Annotated in this window: 14 protein-coding genes; 10 read left to right on the forward strand and 4 right to left on the reverse strand. The window is 63.8% G+C overall.

Annotated features, from left to right (window positions below):
* The first annotated feature begins 179 nt into the window (after window positions 1-179).
* From WDX12_RS09810 to WDX12_RS09830, 5 genes are all read left to right on the forward strand, one after another.
* Entirely contained in the window at window positions 180-1,670 is a 1,491-nt protein-coding gene (locus WDX12_RS09810; protein ID WP_434724737.1) for a sensor histidine kinase, read from the forward strand.
* Window positions 1,655-3,076 (forward strand): sigma-54-dependent transcriptional regulator, encoded by a 1,422-nt coding sequence (locus WDX12_RS09815; protein WP_434724738.1) that lies wholly within the window; start codon window positions 1,655-1,657, stop codon window positions 3,074-3,076. The genes WDX12_RS09810 and WDX12_RS09815 overlap by 16 nt, the downstream gene beginning before the upstream one ends.
* 76 nt (window positions 3,077-3,152) lie before the next feature.
* A complete protein-coding gene (locus tag WDX12_RS09820) occupies window positions 3,153-3,827 on the forward strand; it encodes a hypothetical protein (RefSeq protein WP_434724739.1) in 675 nt (224 codons plus the stop codon).
* Window positions 3,828-3,982: 155 nt separating this feature from the next.
* Entirely contained in the window at window positions 3,983-5,278 is a 1,296-nt protein-coding gene (locus WDX12_RS09825; protein ID WP_434724740.1) for an anion transporter, read from the forward strand.
* A gap of 1 nt (window position 5,279) precedes the next feature.
* A complete protein-coding gene (locus WDX12_RS09830) occupies window positions 5,280-6,563 on the forward strand; it encodes an MFS transporter (RefSeq protein ID WP_434724741.1) in 1,284 nt (427 codons plus the stop codon).
* A gap of 893 nt (window positions 6,564-7,456) precedes the next feature.
* Here the strand turns inward: WDX12_RS09830 and WDX12_RS09835 are convergent.
* Window positions 7,457-8,326 carry an SDR family oxidoreductase gene (locus WDX12_RS09835; RefSeq protein ID WP_434724742.1) on the reverse strand — a complete coding sequence of 290 codons (870 nt, stop codon included), beginning with the start codon at window positions 8,324-8,326 and terminating at the stop codon, window positions 7,457-7,459.
* Between the two features lie 104 nt (window positions 8,327-8,430).
* On the opposite strand from WDX12_RS09835, the gene WDX12_RS09840 reads away from it, so the two are divergent.
* The 5 genes from WDX12_RS09840 (at window position 8,431) to WDX12_RS09860 (ending at window position 12,793) form a co-directional block, all read left to right on the forward strand.
* Window positions 8,431-9,321, forward strand: coding sequence for a LysR family transcriptional regulator (locus WDX12_RS09840; RefSeq protein WP_434724743.1), 891 nt, complete (start codon window positions 8,431-8,433; stop codon window positions 9,319-9,321).
* 138 nt (window positions 9,322-9,459) lie between these two features.
* Window positions 9,460-9,990, forward strand: a complete 531-nt coding sequence (locus WDX12_RS09845; protein WP_434724744.1) for a dihydrofolate reductase family protein — start codon at window positions 9,460-9,462, stop codon at window positions 9,988-9,990.
* A gap of 167 nt (window positions 9,991-10,157) precedes the next feature.
* Window positions 10,158-10,889, forward strand: a complete 732-nt coding sequence (locus WDX12_RS09850; RefSeq protein ID WP_434724745.1) for an NUDIX hydrolase — start codon at window positions 10,158-10,160, stop codon at window positions 10,887-10,889.
* Between the two features lie 13 nt (window positions 10,890-10,902).
* Window positions 10,903-11,886, forward strand: coding sequence for an SPFH domain-containing protein (locus WDX12_RS09855; RefSeq protein ID WP_434724746.1), 984 nt, complete (start codon window positions 10,903-10,905; stop codon window positions 11,884-11,886).
* Between the two features lie 10 nt (window positions 11,887-11,896).
* On the forward strand, window positions 11,897-12,793 hold the full coding sequence (locus WDX12_RS09860; protein ID WP_434724747.1) for a hypothetical protein: 897 nt from the start codon (window positions 11,897-11,899) through the stop codon (window positions 12,791-12,793).
* 35 nt (window positions 12,794-12,828) lie between these two features.
* Here WDX12_RS09860 and WDX12_RS09865 read toward each other — a convergent pair whose 3' ends face one another.
* Genes WDX12_RS09865 through WDX12_RS09875 form a run of 3 tightly spaced genes read right to left on the reverse strand, consistent with a single transcriptional unit; the run spans window position 12,829 to window position 18,021 of the window.
* Window positions 12,829-13,479, reverse strand: a complete 651-nt coding sequence (locus WDX12_RS09865; protein ID WP_434724748.1) for a 4'-phosphopantetheinyl transferase family protein — start codon at window positions 13,477-13,479, stop codon at window positions 12,829-12,831.
* Window positions 13,480-13,483: 4 nt separating this feature from the next.
* A complete protein-coding gene (locus WDX12_RS09870) occupies window positions 13,484-13,954 on the reverse strand; it encodes a GNAT family N-acetyltransferase (protein WP_434724749.1) in 471 nt (156 codons plus the stop codon).
* Window positions 13,951-18,021, reverse strand: coding sequence for a Pls/PosA family non-ribosomal peptide synthetase (locus WDX12_RS09875; protein ID WP_434724750.1), 4,071 nt, complete (start codon window positions 18,019-18,021; stop codon window positions 13,951-13,953). The genes WDX12_RS09870 and WDX12_RS09875 overlap by 4 nt, the downstream gene beginning before the upstream one ends.
* Between the last annotated feature and the right edge of the window lie 162 nt (window positions 18,022-18,183).

Raw genomic sequence — 18,183 nt, forward strand, 5'->3', positions numbered from 1 at the left:
TTGAGAGGGTTTAGGGGCAAGCCACTTTCCGCCGAAAGTACGCTGATGCGCGGCGCAGACAAAATCGCTGAAGGAGAGACAGGGTAGACGCGGGGAATGGAAATAGTGAATACCTTCAACCTTTGTGTAGATGCCGTCCTCCTGGCAGCGCTTTATTGCGCGCGCTTGGAGGTATTGCGGTGAGCTTTGTCGTGCCGCGTTCGATCGTCGGCTGGTTCATCGTCTGCTGGAGCGCCTTCTTGCTGGCCGCCGTCACAGTGGGGGTCCTGCTTTGGTCGCTCTATCAAGAATCCGCCGTCGAGCAGGTTCGCCGCGCATCCGCGACGGTGACACTTGGCTGCGACATGATTGCCGACCGATACCAGTTCTTTATTGCCGGGACGTCCCGGACGCCAGCCGATCTGCGCGATCCCGCTCTTGCCCAAGGGCTGGCGGATGTCGTTCGTCTTGCCCTGCGCGACCTCCAGGGTGTCGAGGGCGGCGTCTGGCAGGCCGAGGCCGGCTCGCTTGCTTATGCCTTTCCGACCTATGAGGGCAGCGGAGAGAAGACCGATCTGCCGCAGGCAGAGCAGCCGAGCATCAAGGAGGCTGCGGAGGCCGCGGCACTCGATGGGTCTGCGGTCGAGCGGCGCCAGGAGGCCCGTTCGCAAGTCCTGCTTCTGCGAGCCTGCCCGCTTCCAGGGCCGATCCCCGATCTCGCCGGCTGGACGATGACGCGCGTGGTGACGACGGATGGCCGTGCCTATGGTTTGGCGATGGGCGGGCTGTCGGTGCTCCTTGTGGTGCTCGCTGGGTCGGCTACCTGGCTCGGCTACCTCCTTCTCGGCTGGTCGTCGCGTCTCAAGCGGCTCGAAGGCGCGCTCGCGAGAGGGGCGGGTGACCTGCCCAAGCTTGCGCCGACCGGTCAGCGCGATCTCGACCGCATCGTCGAGGCTATCAATGGTGCCGGCGCCCGCCTCGCCGAAGCACGTCAGAGGGAGGAAAGCCTCGCGCGACAGGTCGCGCAGAGTGAACGCCTTGCTGCCCTGGGTCGCGTGACGGCTGGCGTCGCCCACGAGATTCGCAACCCGATCGGCGCCATGCGTCTCAAGGCCGAGAATGCGTTGGCGGCAGACACCGACCCGTCCCGCAAAGAGAGTGCCCTGCGGATGATACTGACCCAGATCGGTCGGCTCGATACGCTGCTGCGCAACCTCCTGAACTCCGTGCAGAGCTCGCCGCCCAAACCCAGGCCGGTCAGCGACATTGGCGACTTTCTTCGGGAGCGCGCGGAATTCTTCCGTGAGCAAGCTGCCGCACAGGCAATCGACATCATCGTCGACACGGATATGCGGGAAGCTGGTTGCTTCGATGAAGAACAGGTGGCCCAGGCCCTTGGCAACCTTATCCTCAACGCGATCGAGAATACGCCGGCCGAAGGCACCGTTCGGCTCGCCGCGGAGCGGCATGAGAGCTCTCTCGTCCTTTCCGTCGCGGACACCGGGCGCGGTGTCCCTCAGGCATTGCGCGCGAATTTGTTCGAGCCTTTTGCAACAGGGCGGGCAGAAGGCACTGGTCTTGGCCTTGCCATCGTCCGCGAGATCATCGAGGCCCATAAGGGAACGGTGCGCGTCATGCATCGAAACGATGGGACGACTTTTGTGGTGGAGTTGCCATGGCGACCGTCCTGATCGTTGATGACGATGCGGCGATGCGCGAAACCCTTGCCGAGACCATCGCCGATCTCGGCCATCGCCCGGTCACGGCAAATGGCGGGCATGCCGCTCTTGCCATCGTCGAGCGGCAGCCGGTCGAGGCGGTTCTGCTCGACCTGCGCATGCCGGACCTGGACGGGCTTGAAGTTCTCCGCCGCCTGCGGGCAAGCGGTCCGGGAAGAGCGCTTCCCGTTGCCATTCTCACGGCCCATGCCGGCACAACGAACACGATCGAGGCGATGCGGCTCGGCGCTTTCGACCATCTGACCAAGCCAATCGGGCGTGACGACCTGGTCTCGCTCCTCGCCCGGATGGCGCGAACCGGGCCTTCGGCGCCGTCTGAGATCGCCGCACCCGGCGAGGAGGACATCGGCGAGGAACTGGTCGGCTCAAGCGGTGCCATGCGCGAGGTGCAGAAGACGATTGGCCTTGTTGCCGATAGCGATGCAACCGTCTTGCTGACAGGGGAGACCGGTACCGGCAAGGAGGTCGTTGCCCGCGCGATTCATCGATACGGCCGCCGAGCCGATGGACCGTTCATCCCTGTCAATTGCGCCGCGATTCCAGCGGATCTTCTTGAAAGCGAACTCTTCGGCCACGTCCGCGGCGCCTTCACCGGCGCGATCGCCGAGCGCCATGGTGCCTTCCGCGATGCGGACAAGGGCACGTTGTTCCTCGACGAAATCGGCGACATGGACTTTGCGATGCAGGCCAAGATCTTGCGCGCGCTCCAGGAACGGACGATCACGCCCGTTGGCGGCCGTCCGGTTCGGGTCGACGTTCGTATTGTCGCGGCCACCCATCGCGATCTCAGCGAGCGCATCGCCGCCGGTCGGTTCCGGGAAGACCTCTACTACCGGCTCACCGTGGTGCCGATCCATCTGCCAGCTTTGCGCGAGAGGCTTGCCGATATTGTGCCGCTCGCAGAGCACTTCCTGCGCTCGGCGGGAATGCCCTCGAAGCGACTGACGCCGCAGGCGGCGGTGCGATTGCTGGCTCATTCGTGGCCGGGCAACGTCCGCGAACTCAAGAACGCGATCGAACGTGCCGTGGTGCTGAGCCGGGGCGAGGTGATCGACGCCGCTGACTTCGATTTTCTCGGTGAGCTGCCTCCAAGCGATTCGGCGGCCGAGGACGATTGGATGGCCGGCGACCTCCCGGGCGCGGTTGCGCGGCTCGAGGCGCGAATGATCACGCGGGCGCTCCAGGAAACCTGCGGCAACCGCACCGAGGCAGCCCGTCGCCTCGGCATCCACCGGCAGCTCCTCTACACCAAAGCCGAAAAGTACGGGATTGCGATTGGAAGCCCGTCCGAAGACCAGACGACAGGTGTCGGGAAAGCGGACGTCGGCATACGGGTGGCCGACAAAAAAGATAGTTGATTCAATAACTAACAATCTGGCACGGCGCTTGCTGATGGTCCTCCGAAGCCAATGGTGGCTTTTGACGGAGAACCATATGGAAGCCCTGCTCAGAAAGTTGCTCATAGCCGGCTCGGCGTTAGTGGCATGCGAGTTCGCTGGACCTGCTTCGGCCCAGCCCGCGCCACCGCCTACCCCGCCCATCAGTGCGTTCCGGGGCACAGTGGCGCACTACACGCTCACGCCCCGCGGCGATGTCGACGGCCTGATCCTGGCCGACGGCACCGAGGTCCATCTGCCGCCGCATCTATCGACAGCGCTCGTTTTCGCCGTGAAGCTAGGCGATGCGGTTACCGTGAGGGGGCTACGCGCCTACAGCATCCCTATGATCGAAGCCGTGAGCGTCACCAATGATGTCTCGGGCCAGAGTGTCGTCGACACAGGTCCGCAAGGAGGCCCCGGCAGGCCGGGAGCGCCCGGCCAACCGATGAGCGTACAGGGCCGCATCAAATCTGCATTGCACGGCCCAGGTGGCGAGATCAACGGGGCTGTGCTGGACGACGGCACCATCCTTCGCTTGCCTCCGCATGAGGCCCAGGGCCTTACGGCGCTGCTGGCGCCCGGACAGAACGTGGTTGCTCAAGGCGACGGCCTGACGACTCCAATGGGCCGGGTCGTTGACGTTCGCGCCTTGGGGCAGGCCGCCGCAGCACTCACCAACATCCAGCCCCCCTTGCCGGGTCCTGTCCCACCCCCGCCGCCCCGGCCCTGAAACCCACTATCGCCAATCATAGAGGAAGCCATCATGCACCGGCTTGCGCCGCAATGCTGAGCGTTGCAAAAGGAGAAAGTACGGCGGTTGCGAAGGGCCGGGGACGCGGAAAGCGTTCTCGGTCCGGCGGCGCCCTGAAAGTGCTTGCGACTGCGATGTTGCTTGCCGCCGGTGTTTGGGCCGGCCGCCATGTCCAGGCCGGAGGGCTGATCGACGCGATCGGTGGTGCGTCCTTCAGGACCTTTGCAGCTGTCGCGATTTTCGTTGGGACCTATACCGTCGTGGCGCTCGGCAAGATCCCCGGCTATCACCTCGATCGCGCCGGAGCAGCGCTTTTAGGCGCGAGCCTCATGTTGGGGATTGGCATTCTCTCGCCCCAAGAGGCTTACAGCGTGATCGATTTCGATACGATCGTGCTGCTGCTCGGCATGATGATCGTCGTGGCGAATCTGCGCCTCTCCGGAGTCTTTCGCATCATCACCGCCTGGGTTGCGCGCCATGCGCGCCATCCCTTCGTGCTGCTCGCCGGAACAGTTCTTGTCGCCGGCGCTTCCTCCGCCTTTCTCGTCAACGACACCGTCTGCCTCGTCATGACGCCCCTCGTGCTCGACCTCGTTCTGCGGCTGAAGCGAGATCCAATGCCCTATCTCCTCGGCCTCGCGACCGCATCGAACATCGGCAGCGTCGCGACCATCACCGGCAACCCTCAGAACATGATCGTCGGCACCTTGTCGGGAATTTCCTATGGCCACTTCGCAGCAACGCTCGCGCCGGTGGCGGTGATCGGTCTCGTGCTCGCGACTGGTCTTCTGGTCCTGCTGTTCCCCGGCGAGTTCATGACGCGCGACGTCCTCACTGTCGAAGACGAAGCGGTTCGTTACCATCCCGCTCTGGCCGTCAAAGCGCTGGCTGTCACGGCGGCCATGATCCTGTTCTTCTTTCTCGGACAGCCCGTGGCCAAGGTCGCGATACTGGGTGGCGCAACGCTGCTGGTGACACGCCGGGTGCGGCCCGAAAAAATCTATCGCGACATCGACTGGCCGCTGCTCGTCATGTTCGCGGGCCTGTTCATTGTGGTCACGGGACTGGGGAAGACGGTCGTCACGACAGACGTCGTGGCTTGGGTCGGCGCGCTGCACCTCGACAATGTCGGCATGTTGAGCATCGTGACGGCCGCGTTGTCGAATATCGTCAGCAACGTCCCCGCGGTGCTCGTTCTCAAACCCTTCGTCGCCGGTCTTGCAGATCCTCAGCGGGCCTGGCTCGTCATCGCGATGGCTTCGACGCTTGCCGGCAATCTCACCTTGGTCGGTTCGGTCGCCAACCTGATCGTCGCCCAACGCGCCCGCGCGATCGGAATTGAAATGACCTTCTTAGGTTATTTGCGCGTGGGGGTGCCGCTCACCCTGGCGACCCTGCTTGTCGGCGTCCTCTGGCTGGGAGCCCTCTGACATGACCGGCCGAACCCTGAGGCTCCAGCCGCTCGATCTCATCAATTTCTTCCTTGCCGATGTCCGTGGCGCATTTGGCCCCTATCTCGGAATCTTCTTGCTGACCGAACAGCAATGGAGCCCGGCCTCGATTGGCCTGGTCATGACGATTGGCGGTCTCGCCGGCCTTGTCGTCCAGACGCCGGTCGGCGCCTTCATCGATGCGACCCGGTACAAGCGCGGCGCGATCGTTGCGGCCTGCGCTATCCTCGCAATTGGCGCCCTGGCGGTTGTCCTGATGCCAAGCTTCACGGTCGTGCTCACGGTCAACACCGTGATGGCCATCGTTGGCGCGGTGTTCGGGCCGGCCGTCGCCGCCATCACGCTCGGCCTCTATGGCCATGCCCAACTCGCTCGCCGCTTCGGCCGCAACGGCGCGTTCGACCATGCTGGTAACATTGCGATCTCGCTTCTCGCCGGGGCGATTGGCTGGATGGCCTCGCAAAGCACCGTCTTCCTGCTTGTTCCGGTCTTCGCAGCCCTGACCTCCTGCGCCGTATTGGCCATTCCGGCCCGCCAAATCGATCATGAACGCGCGCGAGGTTTGGATCACGCGCGGCGCGACGGCGGCGGATCTCCGTCGTCACTGGGGGTTCTCGTCACCTGCCGGCCGCTCCTGGTCTTCGCAGGCTGTGCGGCTCTGTTCCATTTCGCCAATGCCGCGATGCTGCCGCTCGTAGGGCAGCAGCTCGCGCTCGCACATCCCGGCAATGAAACAGTGTTGATGTCGGCCTGCGTCATCGCAGCCCAACTGGTCATGTTGCCCATTGCCCTCATTGTCGGTGCGAGAGCCGATCGTTGGGGTCGCAAGCCGCTCTTCCTCGCGGCCTTTGCCATTCTTCCTGTGCGCGGCGTTCTCTACATGCTCTCGGATAACCCCTACTGGCTCGTCGGGGTGCAACTTCTCGATGGCGTCGGCGGCGGACTGTTCGGGGTACTGACGCCGCTGCTTATCGCCGATCTCATGAAAGGGACCGGACATTACAATCTCAGTCAAGGTGTCGTTGGAACGGTTCAAGGTGTTGGAGCTTCGTTGAGCAACGTTGTTGCCGGCATGATTGTAACTCTCGCGGGGTATGACGTGGCGTATCTTGTCCTCGCGGCCACCGCTTTCGTTGCGTTCGCTGTTTTCTTCTTCGCAATGCCGGAGACATGCGAACCTTTGACCTCCAGGGAGCCTTCGGGTTTCCGCCAACAAGCTATGGCCCCATTCGATGGCGCGGACGCATCAAGGGAGCGTGCTTGAAAACCCGATCAGAGGACAGACGCGCTCGACGTTTGACATGGCGTTGCGTGTGAAGCGCTTAGTTCAATCGCCCTTGCTGCCGTTCGGAGGGTGACGAGTTAAGCAACCGCGTTCTCTGTACGATCCAATCACGTTCACAACCGACATGTTTCTTCAAGCATCGGTCCAGGCGTCGAGCGCCTCTACTGGTGAAGATGGATAACAGCTTCGTTGCTTTGGTCGTTCCAAATCCTCTACTCAACAGGAGGGAGGTCCTGGGATAGATTTGCGTCATCTTCGTTGCGTAGTTGCAGCCGCCGAGCACGGGAGCTTTCGAAAGGCGGCGATCGCGCTGGACGTTTGTGACCCGCGATCAGCCGACGCACTCGAGATATTGAAGACGAGATCGGCGCGGCGCTGTTCGTTCGCAAGCATAGCGGTGTTGTGCCGACCGGGGCGATTTCCGCTGGCATGACCGGACAACTTGCCATCGGCCTCATCTCCTCCACCGCCGGTAGCTTCCTCGCCGACCTGCGCGTCCTCCGCGCAGTCGCGAATATCGCCGCCAGTTTGGAGAACCGCTGCTGCGCGACATAGCCCGCCTGCGCGCTTCCCTGGGCTTGGCTGTGGTGGCCTGAGCAAAGCCCGCCGACGTCGGCGCATTAACGTTGTCCGGATATCGCCCTTAGGGCCGTTATTTCATAGGGTTGTGGAGTGGACATAATTGTCGCTTTCGTCCCGTGAGGTGTCATTCCTACGCTACGGGCACGCCAAGCCTTCGCGGCAACCGGAAGCCGCACGGGGCAGAGGCCGGGAAGTTGACGGGCGACGCGGGCCTCGAGTTGCTGGCTGGTCCAAGCTTCGCGCGGGCCAGCCAGGTTTCGCCTTCCGGTTCAACAGGACAGCCCCGGCCGTTAGGCCGAGGTCGCGATCTCGGTCGCGAAGTTGCGATAGGAGTGTAGCGGGCGGCCCAGGACCTTGGTCAGACGCTCGACGTCGCCAACCTCCGGGATCATGCCGTCGCTGACATAGCGTTCGGCCATCAGGCGCATCTCGTAGGCCATCCACTTCGGCATGAAGGTCGCCAGGTTCTGCTCGAACCCGGTGGGGTCATCGCCGCCGTAGTTGACCGGGCGGCCCAGCACATCCGACCAGATCGCGGCCACGTCCGCACCCGTGAGCGTGTCGGGACCGACCAGGTTGATGGTTTCTATCGGCAGCTTGCCTGGCGCCTGCTCGCGACGGATCAGCTCGATCGCCGCGACCTCGGCGATGTCGCGGGCGTCGACCATGGCAACACCCTTGCTGCCGATCGGCATCGGATAGACGCCGTAGTTGAAGATGACGTCCTTGATCATGTGCTCATTGTCGATGAAGTAGGACGGACGCAGGATCGTGGCGCTGAAGCCCATCTGCTGGATCATTCGCTCGGCGCCTGACTTCACCGCGAAGTGCGGCACGTTGACGAAGCGATCGGCATGGATCACCGACAGATAGACGACCCGTTCGACGCCGGTTTCACGCGCGACGTTCAGGGTGATGATCGCTTGCGTGAATTCGTCGCTCGCGACCGCATTGAGCAGGAACAGCGTGCTGACGCCGGTGAATGCGCTGCGCAGCGAGTCGATGTCGAGCAGGTCGCCTTGCGCGACCTCCACACCGGCCGGGAAATCGGCCTTCGAGGCATCGCGGGTGAGCACACGCACATTGGCGCCGCGCTTGACGAGTTGATCGACGACATGGCGGCCGACACGCCCGGTGGCGCCGGTAACAAGGATAGTCATGAGAGTCACTCCTGGTTGGGGTCGAAAGACACCCTGTAATTTATCGTTCCACATTCACCGCAGTAGGCGGTATATTTGGACAGGTCGTCTCACTGGTGGAACATATGGATCTGCTTGCTCTCGCCGATTTCAATCTCGTCGCCCGACACGGAGGGTTCGGACGGGCCGCTCGCGCAACTGGGCGCCCAAAGGCGACCCTGTCCCGCCGGGTCACGGAACTTGAAGCCGCGCTCAACCTGCGTCTGCTGGAGCGCGGCGCGCGTGCGCTGAGACTCACCGAGGAGGGGCGTGCGCTCCATGAACGAACGGGGGCATTGCTTACCGAGCTCGAAGAGACGGCGGCGGCGATCGCCTCGGGCGGAGAAAAGCCGCGAGGCAGGTTGCGGATCAGCGCGCCCCTGCTTTTCTCCCAGACCGCGATGGGGAAGCTGGCCGCCGGGTTCGCCTTGAAGTATCCGGAGGTAAGGCTCGAGGTCACGACGGAAGACCGGGCCGTCGATATGATCGAGGAGGGATTTGATCTGGTGATCCGGGTCAATCCGGATCCGGATGACGGCCTGGTCGGGCGAATCTTTCTCCGTGACCGGCTGGTGGCCGTGGCAAGTCCCGACTTTGTCCGGCCGACCGGGGATCTCGCTGTGCCCGCTATTGTGCGCTCGGAAGGCGATCGGCTGGCTTGGGACGTGAAGACGCCTACTGGCCTGTCGACAATTGCGATCAAGCCGGTTCTTGCCCTGTCATCGCTCCTCATGGTCCGTGATGCGGTCCGGGCGGGCGTTGGCGCCGGTCGTCTCCCCATATCGCTGGTGAGCCACGATCTGGCCGACGGCACCCTGGTCCACTGGGGAGATATCGACGGATCCGACATTGCCCTGTGGACGCTTTACCCCTCCAGGCGCCTGCTGAGCGCTCGGGTATCGGCATTCCTCGATTATCTGAAACGGGCCTTTCCCAAGGGGACGCCGGATGAGCTGGCGGCCTATATCGGCGAATGAGCAGGAAAACCGCGATCGAAGCACCGCCGACGGCGTTCATGATTCCAAAAACCAATTGCAAAACAAAATCGGTCGACCTAACCTGAACCGATTGCATAACGCAATCAGATCGCGCACATGCCATTTGAGGAACAGGCGATGGCCAAGCTCGTGTTCGGAATGAATCAGTCGCTGGACGGCTATGTCGACCATACGAAGTTTGGGCCGAGCCCCACGCTCTTCCGCCACTTCATCGAGGAGGCGCGGGGGCAGGCCGGCAGCATCTACGGTCGCCGCATGTATGAGATCATGCGCTACTGGGACGACGAGCATCCTGAATGGGATGCGGAGCGGCTAGCCTACGCGACGGCGTGGCGGAACCAACCGAAATGGGTCGTTTCGCGTTCGTTGCAGTCGGTCGGTCCCAACGCCACGCTTGTCGAGGGCGATCTCGCGGACGCGATCCGCAAGTTGAAGGCCGAGCGCGACGGCGAGATCGAAGTCGCCGGCCCGGATTTGGCGCGAAGCCTCACCGAACTGGGCTTGATCGATGAATATCGGATCTACCTGCATCCCGTGGTGCTCGGTCACGGCAAGCCCTATTTCGCAGGACCCCGGCCGCCGCTCCGCCTCGTGGCGCATGAGCGGATCGACGAGGATGTGATCAGGTTGACCTACGTCCCCGCCTGATCTTGCGGCCCTTGGGTCGAAATCGCAGAGGAACAGGGGGCTTGGACCCCAAGCGGCGGGAAGGGCCATCTCGCAGCGAAACCCAATGGCATGGCGTCGATGATTCTCTCGTTGACATATATTCAGTATAGATATATGTAGTGTGCATATTAGTAAGGCACATATCGATGAACGAGACCGATTTCCTCAAGGACTACGACCCCGCCGCATTCCAGCGCCCGTCGGTGGCGGTCGACCTCGTTCTGCTGGGAATTCGCGATGGTCGGCCGGCTGTGCTGCTCCTCAAGCGCGACCAGCACCCGCATGCTGGCCGCTGGGCGCTGCCGGGCGGCTTTATCGGCATCGATGAATCGCTCGATGCCGCGGCCGCGCGGGTTCTGCGCGAGAAGGCCTCCATGGCGCATGCGCATCTCGAACAGCTTTACACTTTCGGCGCGGTGGACCGCGATCCACGCATGCGCATCATCAGCGTCGCCTATCTTGCGCTGCTCACCGAGCAGGCCTTCGAAGCCGCGCTGAGCGCGATGCCCGCCTTGCTGCCGGCGGTGATCCAGGTGCCCTGGGCCGGCGAGGCCGGCGGCCCTGTCGACGCGCTCTCACCGGAAAACGAAAAGCTGGCGCTTGCCTTCGACCATGCCGGCATCCTGGCGACGGCGATGCTCAGGCTGCGCGGCAAGCTCGATTATTCCGACGTCGCCTTCGCGCTGCTGCCCGAGCTTTTCACGCTGCGGCAGCTGCAGGATGTGCACGAGGCGATCCTGGGCGCCGCGCTCAACAAGCCGGCCTTCCGCCGGCGCCAGCTCGACAAGGGCTGGCTGGCGCCGACCGGCGCCTATGAATCGGGCGCTGCTTTCCGCCCGGCTGAGCTTTACCGTTTCCAGCCTTCCACGGCCGATTGAGGGAGAAACCATCATGGCCACCATCCGCAGTTTCGGCTTCGTCGCCCAGCTTCGCAGCGAGGCAAGCAGCCACGTCATCCGCTACCGCAACGGCCGTGCCGTGCAGAGCGGCCGCGGCCTGGTCTTCTGGTTTGTGCCGGAGACCGCCAGCATCGCCGAGCTGCCGATGGACGACCGCGAGATGACCTTGTTCGTCAAGGGCCGCAGCCAGGATTTCCAGACCGTTGCCGTGCAGGGCACCATCGGCTGGCATGTGGTCGACCCGGCGCGGCTCGCCGAGCGGGTCGACTTCAGCATCGATCTTGGGAACGGCAAGCTGCGCGGCGAGCCGATCGAAAAGATCCAGGCGCGCATTGCCGGCATCGCCAACCAGGCGGTGCAGCAATATCTCGGCCAGGCGCCGGTGCGCGCGCTGCTCGATGCCGGCCCGGCGCCCTTGCGCGAGCGGCTGCAGGCGCTGGTCGCGGCCGATCCGGCGCTGACCGACATCGGCGTCGCCGCCGTCGCCGTGCGTCTCACCAATCTGACGCCGACCAGCGAGCTCGAGCGGGCGCTGCAGACGCCGACCTTCGAGGCCCTGCAGCAGAAGGCCGACGAGGCGACCTTCCAGCGCCGGGCGCTTGCGGTCGAGAAGGAGCGCGCCATCGCCGAGAACGAGCTGGCGAACAAGACCGAGCTGGCGCGGCGCGAGAAGCTGCTCATTGCCGAGGAGGCCGAGAATGCTCGCAACCGCGCTACCGGCGCGGCCGAAGCGCAGCAGATCGAGGCCGGCGCCGAGGCCGAGCGCATCCGCACCATCGAGAGCGCCAAGGCCGAGACCGAAAGGCAGCATATCGCCATCTATCGCGACCTGCCGCCCGCGATCCTGCTCGGCCTTGCCGCCCAGCAGCTCGCCGGCAAGCTGGACAAGATCGAGCACGTCAATGTCACGCCCGACCTGCTTGCCACGGTGCTCAGTGAATTCCGCAAAGGCCCGGCGGTGATCGAGCAGCGCTGAGGGGGTAACGATGGCCGCGAACCGTCCCCGCGCGGTGTTCGTGACGCGCGAGACCGACTACGAGCTTCTGATCGCGCATCACGCGACCCGCGGTCAGGCCCGCTTCTTCCTCGAGACGCGCGGCCAGCGGCTGGAAGACGTCGAGGCCCGGCACGACCGCTTCCACACGGTGTTGGGCACCGCCCGCGCAGCGGTGCCGGCCGACTGGCGCCAGACCCTGGTGAGCCGCGCCGACCTCAACCGTTTCCTGTTCGCGCCCGACGATGTCGTTGTCGCCGTTGGGCAGGACGGGCTGGTCGCCAACGTCGCCAAATATCTGAACGGCCAGCCGGTGTTGGGGGTCAATCCGGCGCCCGACCTCTATGACGGCGTCCTGGTGCGGATCGGCGTCAGCAGGCTGGCCAGGCTGCTTGTCGCCAGCACGGCCGGCGATGTCGACATGGAAGCGCGCACGATGGTCCAGGCCGAGCTGGGTGAGGGCGAGACGCTTCTCGCGCTCAACGAGATCTTCGTCGGCCACCGCAGCCACCAGTCGGCTCGCTACCGCATCGAGGCGGAAGGCGAGACGGAGGACCATTCCTCCAGCGGCCTCATCGTCGCCTCCGGCACCGGCGCGACCGGCTGGGCGCGCTCGATCATGGAAGCCACGCATCTGGAACTGTCGCTCGGCCGCGAGGAGCACGCGGTCGGCTTCTGGGTGCGCGAGCCGTTCCCCAGCATCGCCACCGCCACGAAATTGCGGGCCGGCAAGATCACCGAAAAACCGCTCTTCATCACCTCGCGCATGAATGATGGCGGCGTCATTTTCGCCGACGGCATCGAACAGGACTTCATCGCCTTCGACTGGGGCAGGCAGGTGCGGCTTTCGCCGGCGTCAAGGGTGCTGCGCCTGGTCGTCGACCGGTAACCGCGGGGCGACGGCTCAGGCAGAATTCGGCACTCTCATGCCGTATAAGCCAGCGCCAGAATTCTCGCGGAGACGGAAAAGCGCACCGTCAGACGACGGCCGAATGACGTGACTGCTTCGCCCGATTTGAAATCGACGGCGATGTCTTCAAAGCCAAGCACCAGACCGTCGAGCGGAAACGATGCCTTGTAGGCGGCTTCCTTCGCCGCGAACAGTATGCGGCCACCTATGTCCGGATCGAGATTGCCCAGGCGATCTTGCGGCGTGGTCACGATGGGCAGCAGGTCGGTCGGCAACGGCACGACGGGCTCGATGTCCACGCCGACGCTTCTTATGGCATTGGTTTGCGCAACCACCGCCACAGCCAGTTCGTCGTCATGCGCGATTGAACCGACGACATCTGCCGGCCAAACCGGGTCTCCCATCCGGCCTCTCGTTACGGCGAGATCCGCCCACCCCAGACGCTGCAGCAATTCATGTGCGATCTTGCGGCCCGCCCCACTGGCGTCGCGCGCCCTGTGTTCGCGCGTGGCGATGGAAGCGCGCTCAGCTGGAAGAAGAAATTGTTCGTCTCCGACCTGAATGGGGCGGCAGCCGGTCAGCAGGCCGGGTGGAGCAAGGCCGATCAGCGCCCGATCCAGGGCAGTCTCGATCGCTGGGGGAAAGCTGTCCGGCCGGGTGTGCAACGCGTTATCGGCTCAATTCGAGCGCGGCGATCATCTCGTCGTCCTCGTCCAACCCCTGCTCGATGAAACCGAAGCTTGCATAAAGGCGACGCGCTGCCTCGTTTCCCGGCTCATAGCAGATCGAAACGCGGCTTATGTGGCTAAGGCGCGCAATCTCTTCCAGTACCTTGGCGACAGCGGCGCGGCCGAAGCCTTTGCCCTGTTCGCGGCGGTCGATCATGAAACGATAGATGATCGCCTCGTCATCGTCTTCGGGCGCGCTGTACATCAGGAATCCGACGACGCGCCCTGCAGCGACCACGGCGCGAGGGACGGCCTCGTCATCCTGGCGAGCCTCGGCCAGCGATTCTGCGTTGGAGGCGACGAAGCTTTGTTGGTCGGGCGCGAGCTTCAGCGCCAGGATCGCCGCACGGTTGCCCTTGCCGACTGGCTCCAGGGCAACCGGCTGGTCACTCATGCCGGCGGCGCGCGTCACGGGGCATGCCCGATTTCCATCGCGCGGGCATCGATCGGCGTCACCACGCCATAGAGCTTCGCCGGATTGCCGCGCCAGACCGTGTTCGGCTCGAGCACCTCGCCCTTCATGACGAAGCAGTCGACGTCGGCCACGGATCCCTCGCCCATCACCACCGCGTAGTGGACGAAAGAGGAAGGCGCCAGCGTGCAGCCATTGCCAATACGGATGTAGTCGGACTTGAACGCGCCTTCCTCCAGCGAGTGCGGCTGGATCACGCAGCCCTCGTTCAGCGTTACATCGTCGCCGATCTCCACCAGCGAGCGCTCGGTTATGATGCAGCCGCCGTCATAGAGGCGAAGCCCGACCTTCACGCCCAGCATGCGCAGGATGATCGGCCGGAACGGCGTGCCGGTGAACAGGCCCATGATCGGAGAATCGGACAGCTTCCAGTGCCGCTCATGCCGCCAGAAGACCGGGTCGTAGATCGTGGCCATCCTTGGCTTCAGCCGGCTGAAGCCGAGGCTGGCGCGCTCGAGGAAGATGTAGAACGGAACACCGATCGCGGTCGTCAGCATCACCGCAACGAATAGGGCCGTCGCCCCCCATTCGGTATAGTAGTTGAGCGCCCGGTCCCAAATGGCGAGCGTCAGGAAGAGGATCAGCCACTGCGCGGCCACGAACATCAGCGCTGTGACGAGATTGTGCAGGTTCTTCAGCGGCAGGCGGCGGTTGCGCTCCTTGTCGGAGATCAATCCGAGAAGCTCCTTGTCGCGATTGACCATGCGCGGAATTTCGAAGGGTGGGGAGCCGAGAAGCCCGACATTCTCGCGCATCGGTCCGTCCACCGGAACGTGCACCTTGGTGCCGAGAAGGCAGTTGTCGCCGGCGCGCGAATCCGGCGAATAGACGATGTTGTTGCCGAAGAAGTTGCGTTCGCCGACCCGCGTGTGCTCGAGGCGGAAAGAATTGGCCGACTTTTGCATGTTGACCATGAACAGTCCGTCGGACACCATCGTGTGCGAGCCGATCTCGCTCAGTTGCGGGTTTTCGTGCCGCTGGTTGGTGCCGAAATTCGACCCGGTCTGGTCCACCTTGTTCAGCTTCCAGCCGATGGCGCGCAGATAGTAGACGACGGCCGAGCTGTCGCCGAACAGCACGTTGAGCAGCCGCACATTGCTGACCAGCTCCAACATCGTCTGCAGCCAGTAGTGGAAGCCGTAGAGCGAATAGTTCCGGCCGGGCTTCAGCACGAGGTTGAACAGCCGCGGCACGATCGCAGCCAGGAGCACGCCGCCGATGATGAAGCCGACCACTGTGACCGTCGTGCCGATCGCCACGATGCCGATGGTCTCGTCATAGTCGTCGCCGACATTTTCCCAGTAGCTGTGGAACAGAAGCGGGAATGGCGTGACGATGGCGAACAGGATGAAGAGCTGGATCGTCTCGTAGATGACGCGGCGCGCCCGCGACAGCGGCACGTTGGGGACGGTGCAATAATTCGCCTCGGTCGGGATCGCCGGCGATCCGTGCCAGCGCTCGCCGGCCGGGATCGACTGCCCGCGATGCAGCGACGAGGCATGGCCGAGCTGGGAACCGTCGCCCATGCGGGTGTCGATGTCGAGCGTCGATCCGACACCGACGAAAGCGTTGTTGCCGATGTCGACGGGGCCGGTATGGATGTAGCCCGCCTGCGCGCGGAAACCGAGGATCGTCGAATCCTTGCGCAGGATCGAGTTGTCGCCGATGGCAATCAGGTCGGTGCAGACCGGAACGGCCCGGCACTCGACGACCGCACGGCTCCCGAGCCGCGCGCCGAGCAGGCGCAGATAGAGACTGTAAAGCGGACTGCCGCGGAACAGCACCACCGGGGCGCTGCGCACCAGTGTCTTGACGATCCAGAAGCGGTAGTAGCGCCAGCCCCAGATCGGAAAGGATTCGGCCTTCCAGCGGCCGACCAGCAGCCATTTGGCGACGATGGCGAAGCCGCTCAACCCGAAGAACACGCCGGCGGACAGAAGAACGCAGCGCAGATAGAGAGACGCCGGGTCGTCCAAGGCGTCATAGACCCAGCTGAGGCCGTCATTGATCGCCCACAGCGCGAGATAGCTGTAGGCCGCATAGAAGAGCAATTGGCCGAACCCCGTTGCCCAGATGGCAAGATTGGAGGCCCGATGCGTCAGCATGGGCTCGCTCGCGACAACCGCGGCCATCTGCGGCGCCCGCAGGTAGTCGGCGAGCTTCGCCACCGTCGGGTGCAGGTAGATGTCGCGCATCGAAGTCGTCGACCAGGCCTTGCGCGAGCGGATGCGCGCGCAGAACCTGGCCATCAACAGCGAGTTCGCGCCGAGATCGTCGAAGAAGTGATCCTCGATCGAGATATCGTCGAACTTCAGCACATCCTGCAGCGTATCGACGAGGAACTTCTCGTCGTCGTTGCGCGGGTCGATCATCGCATGACCGGCGGCGACGCGGGCGCTCGTCGGCTTAGGCAGCTTCCGCAAATCGACCTTGTTGGAAACGGTCATCGGGATTGCAGGCAGCTGTTCCAGATAGGCCGGAACCATGTAGTCGGGCAGCCGCCGCTTGAGCTCCTGCACCAGCACGGTGCGGTCCACGCCATCGCCGCCGCTCTTGGGGGCATAATAACCGACCAGCTCGGTGCGCTCGGGCTCGATCTCCCATGTCGTGACCGCCGCCTGCGCGATACCCGGCTGATCCAGAAGCACGGCTTCGATCTCGCCCAGCTCGATGCGATAGCCGCGGATCTTCACCTGCGTGTCGATGCGGCCGTGATATTCGATATCACCATTGTCGTTGATGCGGCCAAGGTCGCCGGTCCGATAGATGCGGCCGCCGGGATTGTTCGGCAGGCCGATGAAATCCTCGATGAACCGCTGTTCGGTGAGTTCCGGTCGATTGAGGTAGCCGATCGCCACGCCCATGCCGCCGATGCAGACCTCGCCCAACTGGTCGCCGGTCAGCACCTGCGGCTTTTCGGGATCGAGAATGGCGATCGAATAGGTGGGCAGTGGCTTGCCGATGGTCACCGGCTCGTCGGGGGTCAGCAAGGCCATCGTGGCAGTGACCGTCGCCTCGGTTGGTCCGTAGGTATTGAGAATCTTGCGGCCGGGCTTCGCCCAGCGGGTGACGAGCTTCTGCGAGCAGGCTTCGCCGCCGACCAGGATCGCGCGCAGGCTTGGCGCATCGCTCTCGATCGATGACAGCAGCGTCGGGCTGCAGGCCATGCAGGTGATGTTATGCTCGCGCAGGAAGCTCGCCAGTTCCTCGCCGACCAGCGGTTGCTGGCCCGGCGCCGGCACGACTGTGGCGCCGGCGGCGAATGGCACCCAGATCTCCTCCGAGGAGAAGTCGAAGGCGATCGTCATGCCCTGGTACACGCGGTCGCCCGGCTGATAGCCATAGGACGCCGCCGCGACACGGATGAAGTTGCAGAAGCTCGGATGGGTGATCACCACGCCCTTGGGCTTGCCCGTCGTGCCCGAGGTGTAGAGGATATAGCAGGTCTGATCCTGGTCGCCGTCCGGCAAGGGCGCCGTTTCTGGCTGCAGCGCGATTTCGGACTCCGCCGAATCGATCGAGATATGCGGAACTGGCAGGCGCGCCACACGCGCCGCATAGCTGGAAACGCTGATCACCATCGTGACGCTTGCGTCCTCGATGATCATCACCATGCGATCTTCCGGGAACGCCGTGGCCAGAGGCACGAATGCCGCTCCGGCCTTCATCACGGCAAGCACGGCGATATAGGTTTCGGCGGAGCGGTCGAGCAAAAGGCCGATCCGGTCGCCCGGCTTCACGCCGCGCTCGATCAAGAGATGCGCGAACTGGTTGGCGCGGTTGTTCATCTCGCGATAGGACCAGGCACGGCCGTCGGAAATGACTGCGGTCGCGGCGTCGAAGCGGCTCGCCAGGTCGCCGAAGAAACGGTCGAGCCTCTCGTTCGGCTCACCCTTGTGAATGAAATCGGGGCCGACAAGAACCTGGTCGCGCGCCGGTGAGTTCGCTGCTGCTTTGGCGGTGCGAGAGCTTTGCCTGGCGGGCTTGCTTGCTTCATTAAGAGACATTGGAGATTCCCGCGAGCTCGTATTCGCTCGCACTATGCCGCCATCGGCGAAAAGACAATAAGCTGTGATATTGGGCCAGTTGATCTGCCTTTGCGGCCGAATTGAGATGCGGTGCGCTTTGATGTCGTCGCCCGAAAGTGCGCGGCGATTTCTGGCAGACGA

This window comes from Mesorhizobium sp. RIZ17 (genome assembly GCF_051127865.1).
GTDB classification, from domain to species: Bacteria; Pseudomonadota; Alphaproteobacteria; order Rhizobiales; family Rhizobiaceae; genus Mesorhizobium; species Mesorhizobium humile.

Excerpts from the sequence above, each read along its gene's own strand:
- WDX12_RS09815 (WP_434724738.1), top strand. The coding sequence starts at position 1,655 with ATGGCGACCGTCCTGATCGTTGATGACGATGCGGCGATGCGCGAAACC.
- WDX12_RS09820 (WP_434724739.1), top strand. The coding sequence starts at position 3,153 with ATGGAAGCCCTGCTCAGAAAGTTGCTCATAGCCGGCTCGGCGTTAGTG.
- WDX12_RS09825 (WP_434724740.1), top strand. The coding sequence starts at position 3,983 with ATGTTGCTTGCCGCCGGTGTTTGGGCCGGCCGCCATGTCCAGGCCGGA.
- WDX12_RS09830 (WP_434724741.1), top strand. The coding sequence starts at position 5,280 with ATGACCGGCCGAACCCTGAGGCTCCAGCCGCTCGATCTCATCAATTTC.
- WDX12_RS09835 (WP_434724742.1), bottom strand. The coding sequence starts at position 8,326 with ATGACTATCCTTGTTACCGGCGCCACCGGGCGTGTCGGCCGCCATGTC.
- WDX12_RS09840 (WP_434724743.1), top strand. The coding sequence starts at position 8,431 with ATGGATCTGCTTGCTCTCGCCGATTTCAATCTCGTCGCCCGACACGGA.
- WDX12_RS09845 (WP_434724744.1), top strand. The coding sequence starts at position 9,460 with ATGGCCAAGCTCGTGTTCGGAATGAATCAGTCGCTGGACGGCTATGTC.
- WDX12_RS09850 (WP_434724745.1), top strand. The coding sequence starts at position 10,158 with ATGAACGAGACCGATTTCCTCAAGGACTACGACCCCGCCGCATTCCAG.
- WDX12_RS09855 (WP_434724746.1), top strand. The coding sequence starts at position 10,903 with ATGGCCACCATCCGCAGTTTCGGCTTCGTCGCCCAGCTTCGCAGCGAG.
- WDX12_RS09860 (WP_434724747.1), top strand. The coding sequence starts at position 11,897 with ATGGCCGCGAACCGTCCCCGCGCGGTGTTCGTGACGCGCGAGACCGAC.
- WDX12_RS09875 (WP_434724750.1), bottom strand. The coding sequence starts at position 18,021 with ATGTCTCTTAATGAAGCAAGCAAGCCCGCCAGGCAAAGCTCTCGCACC.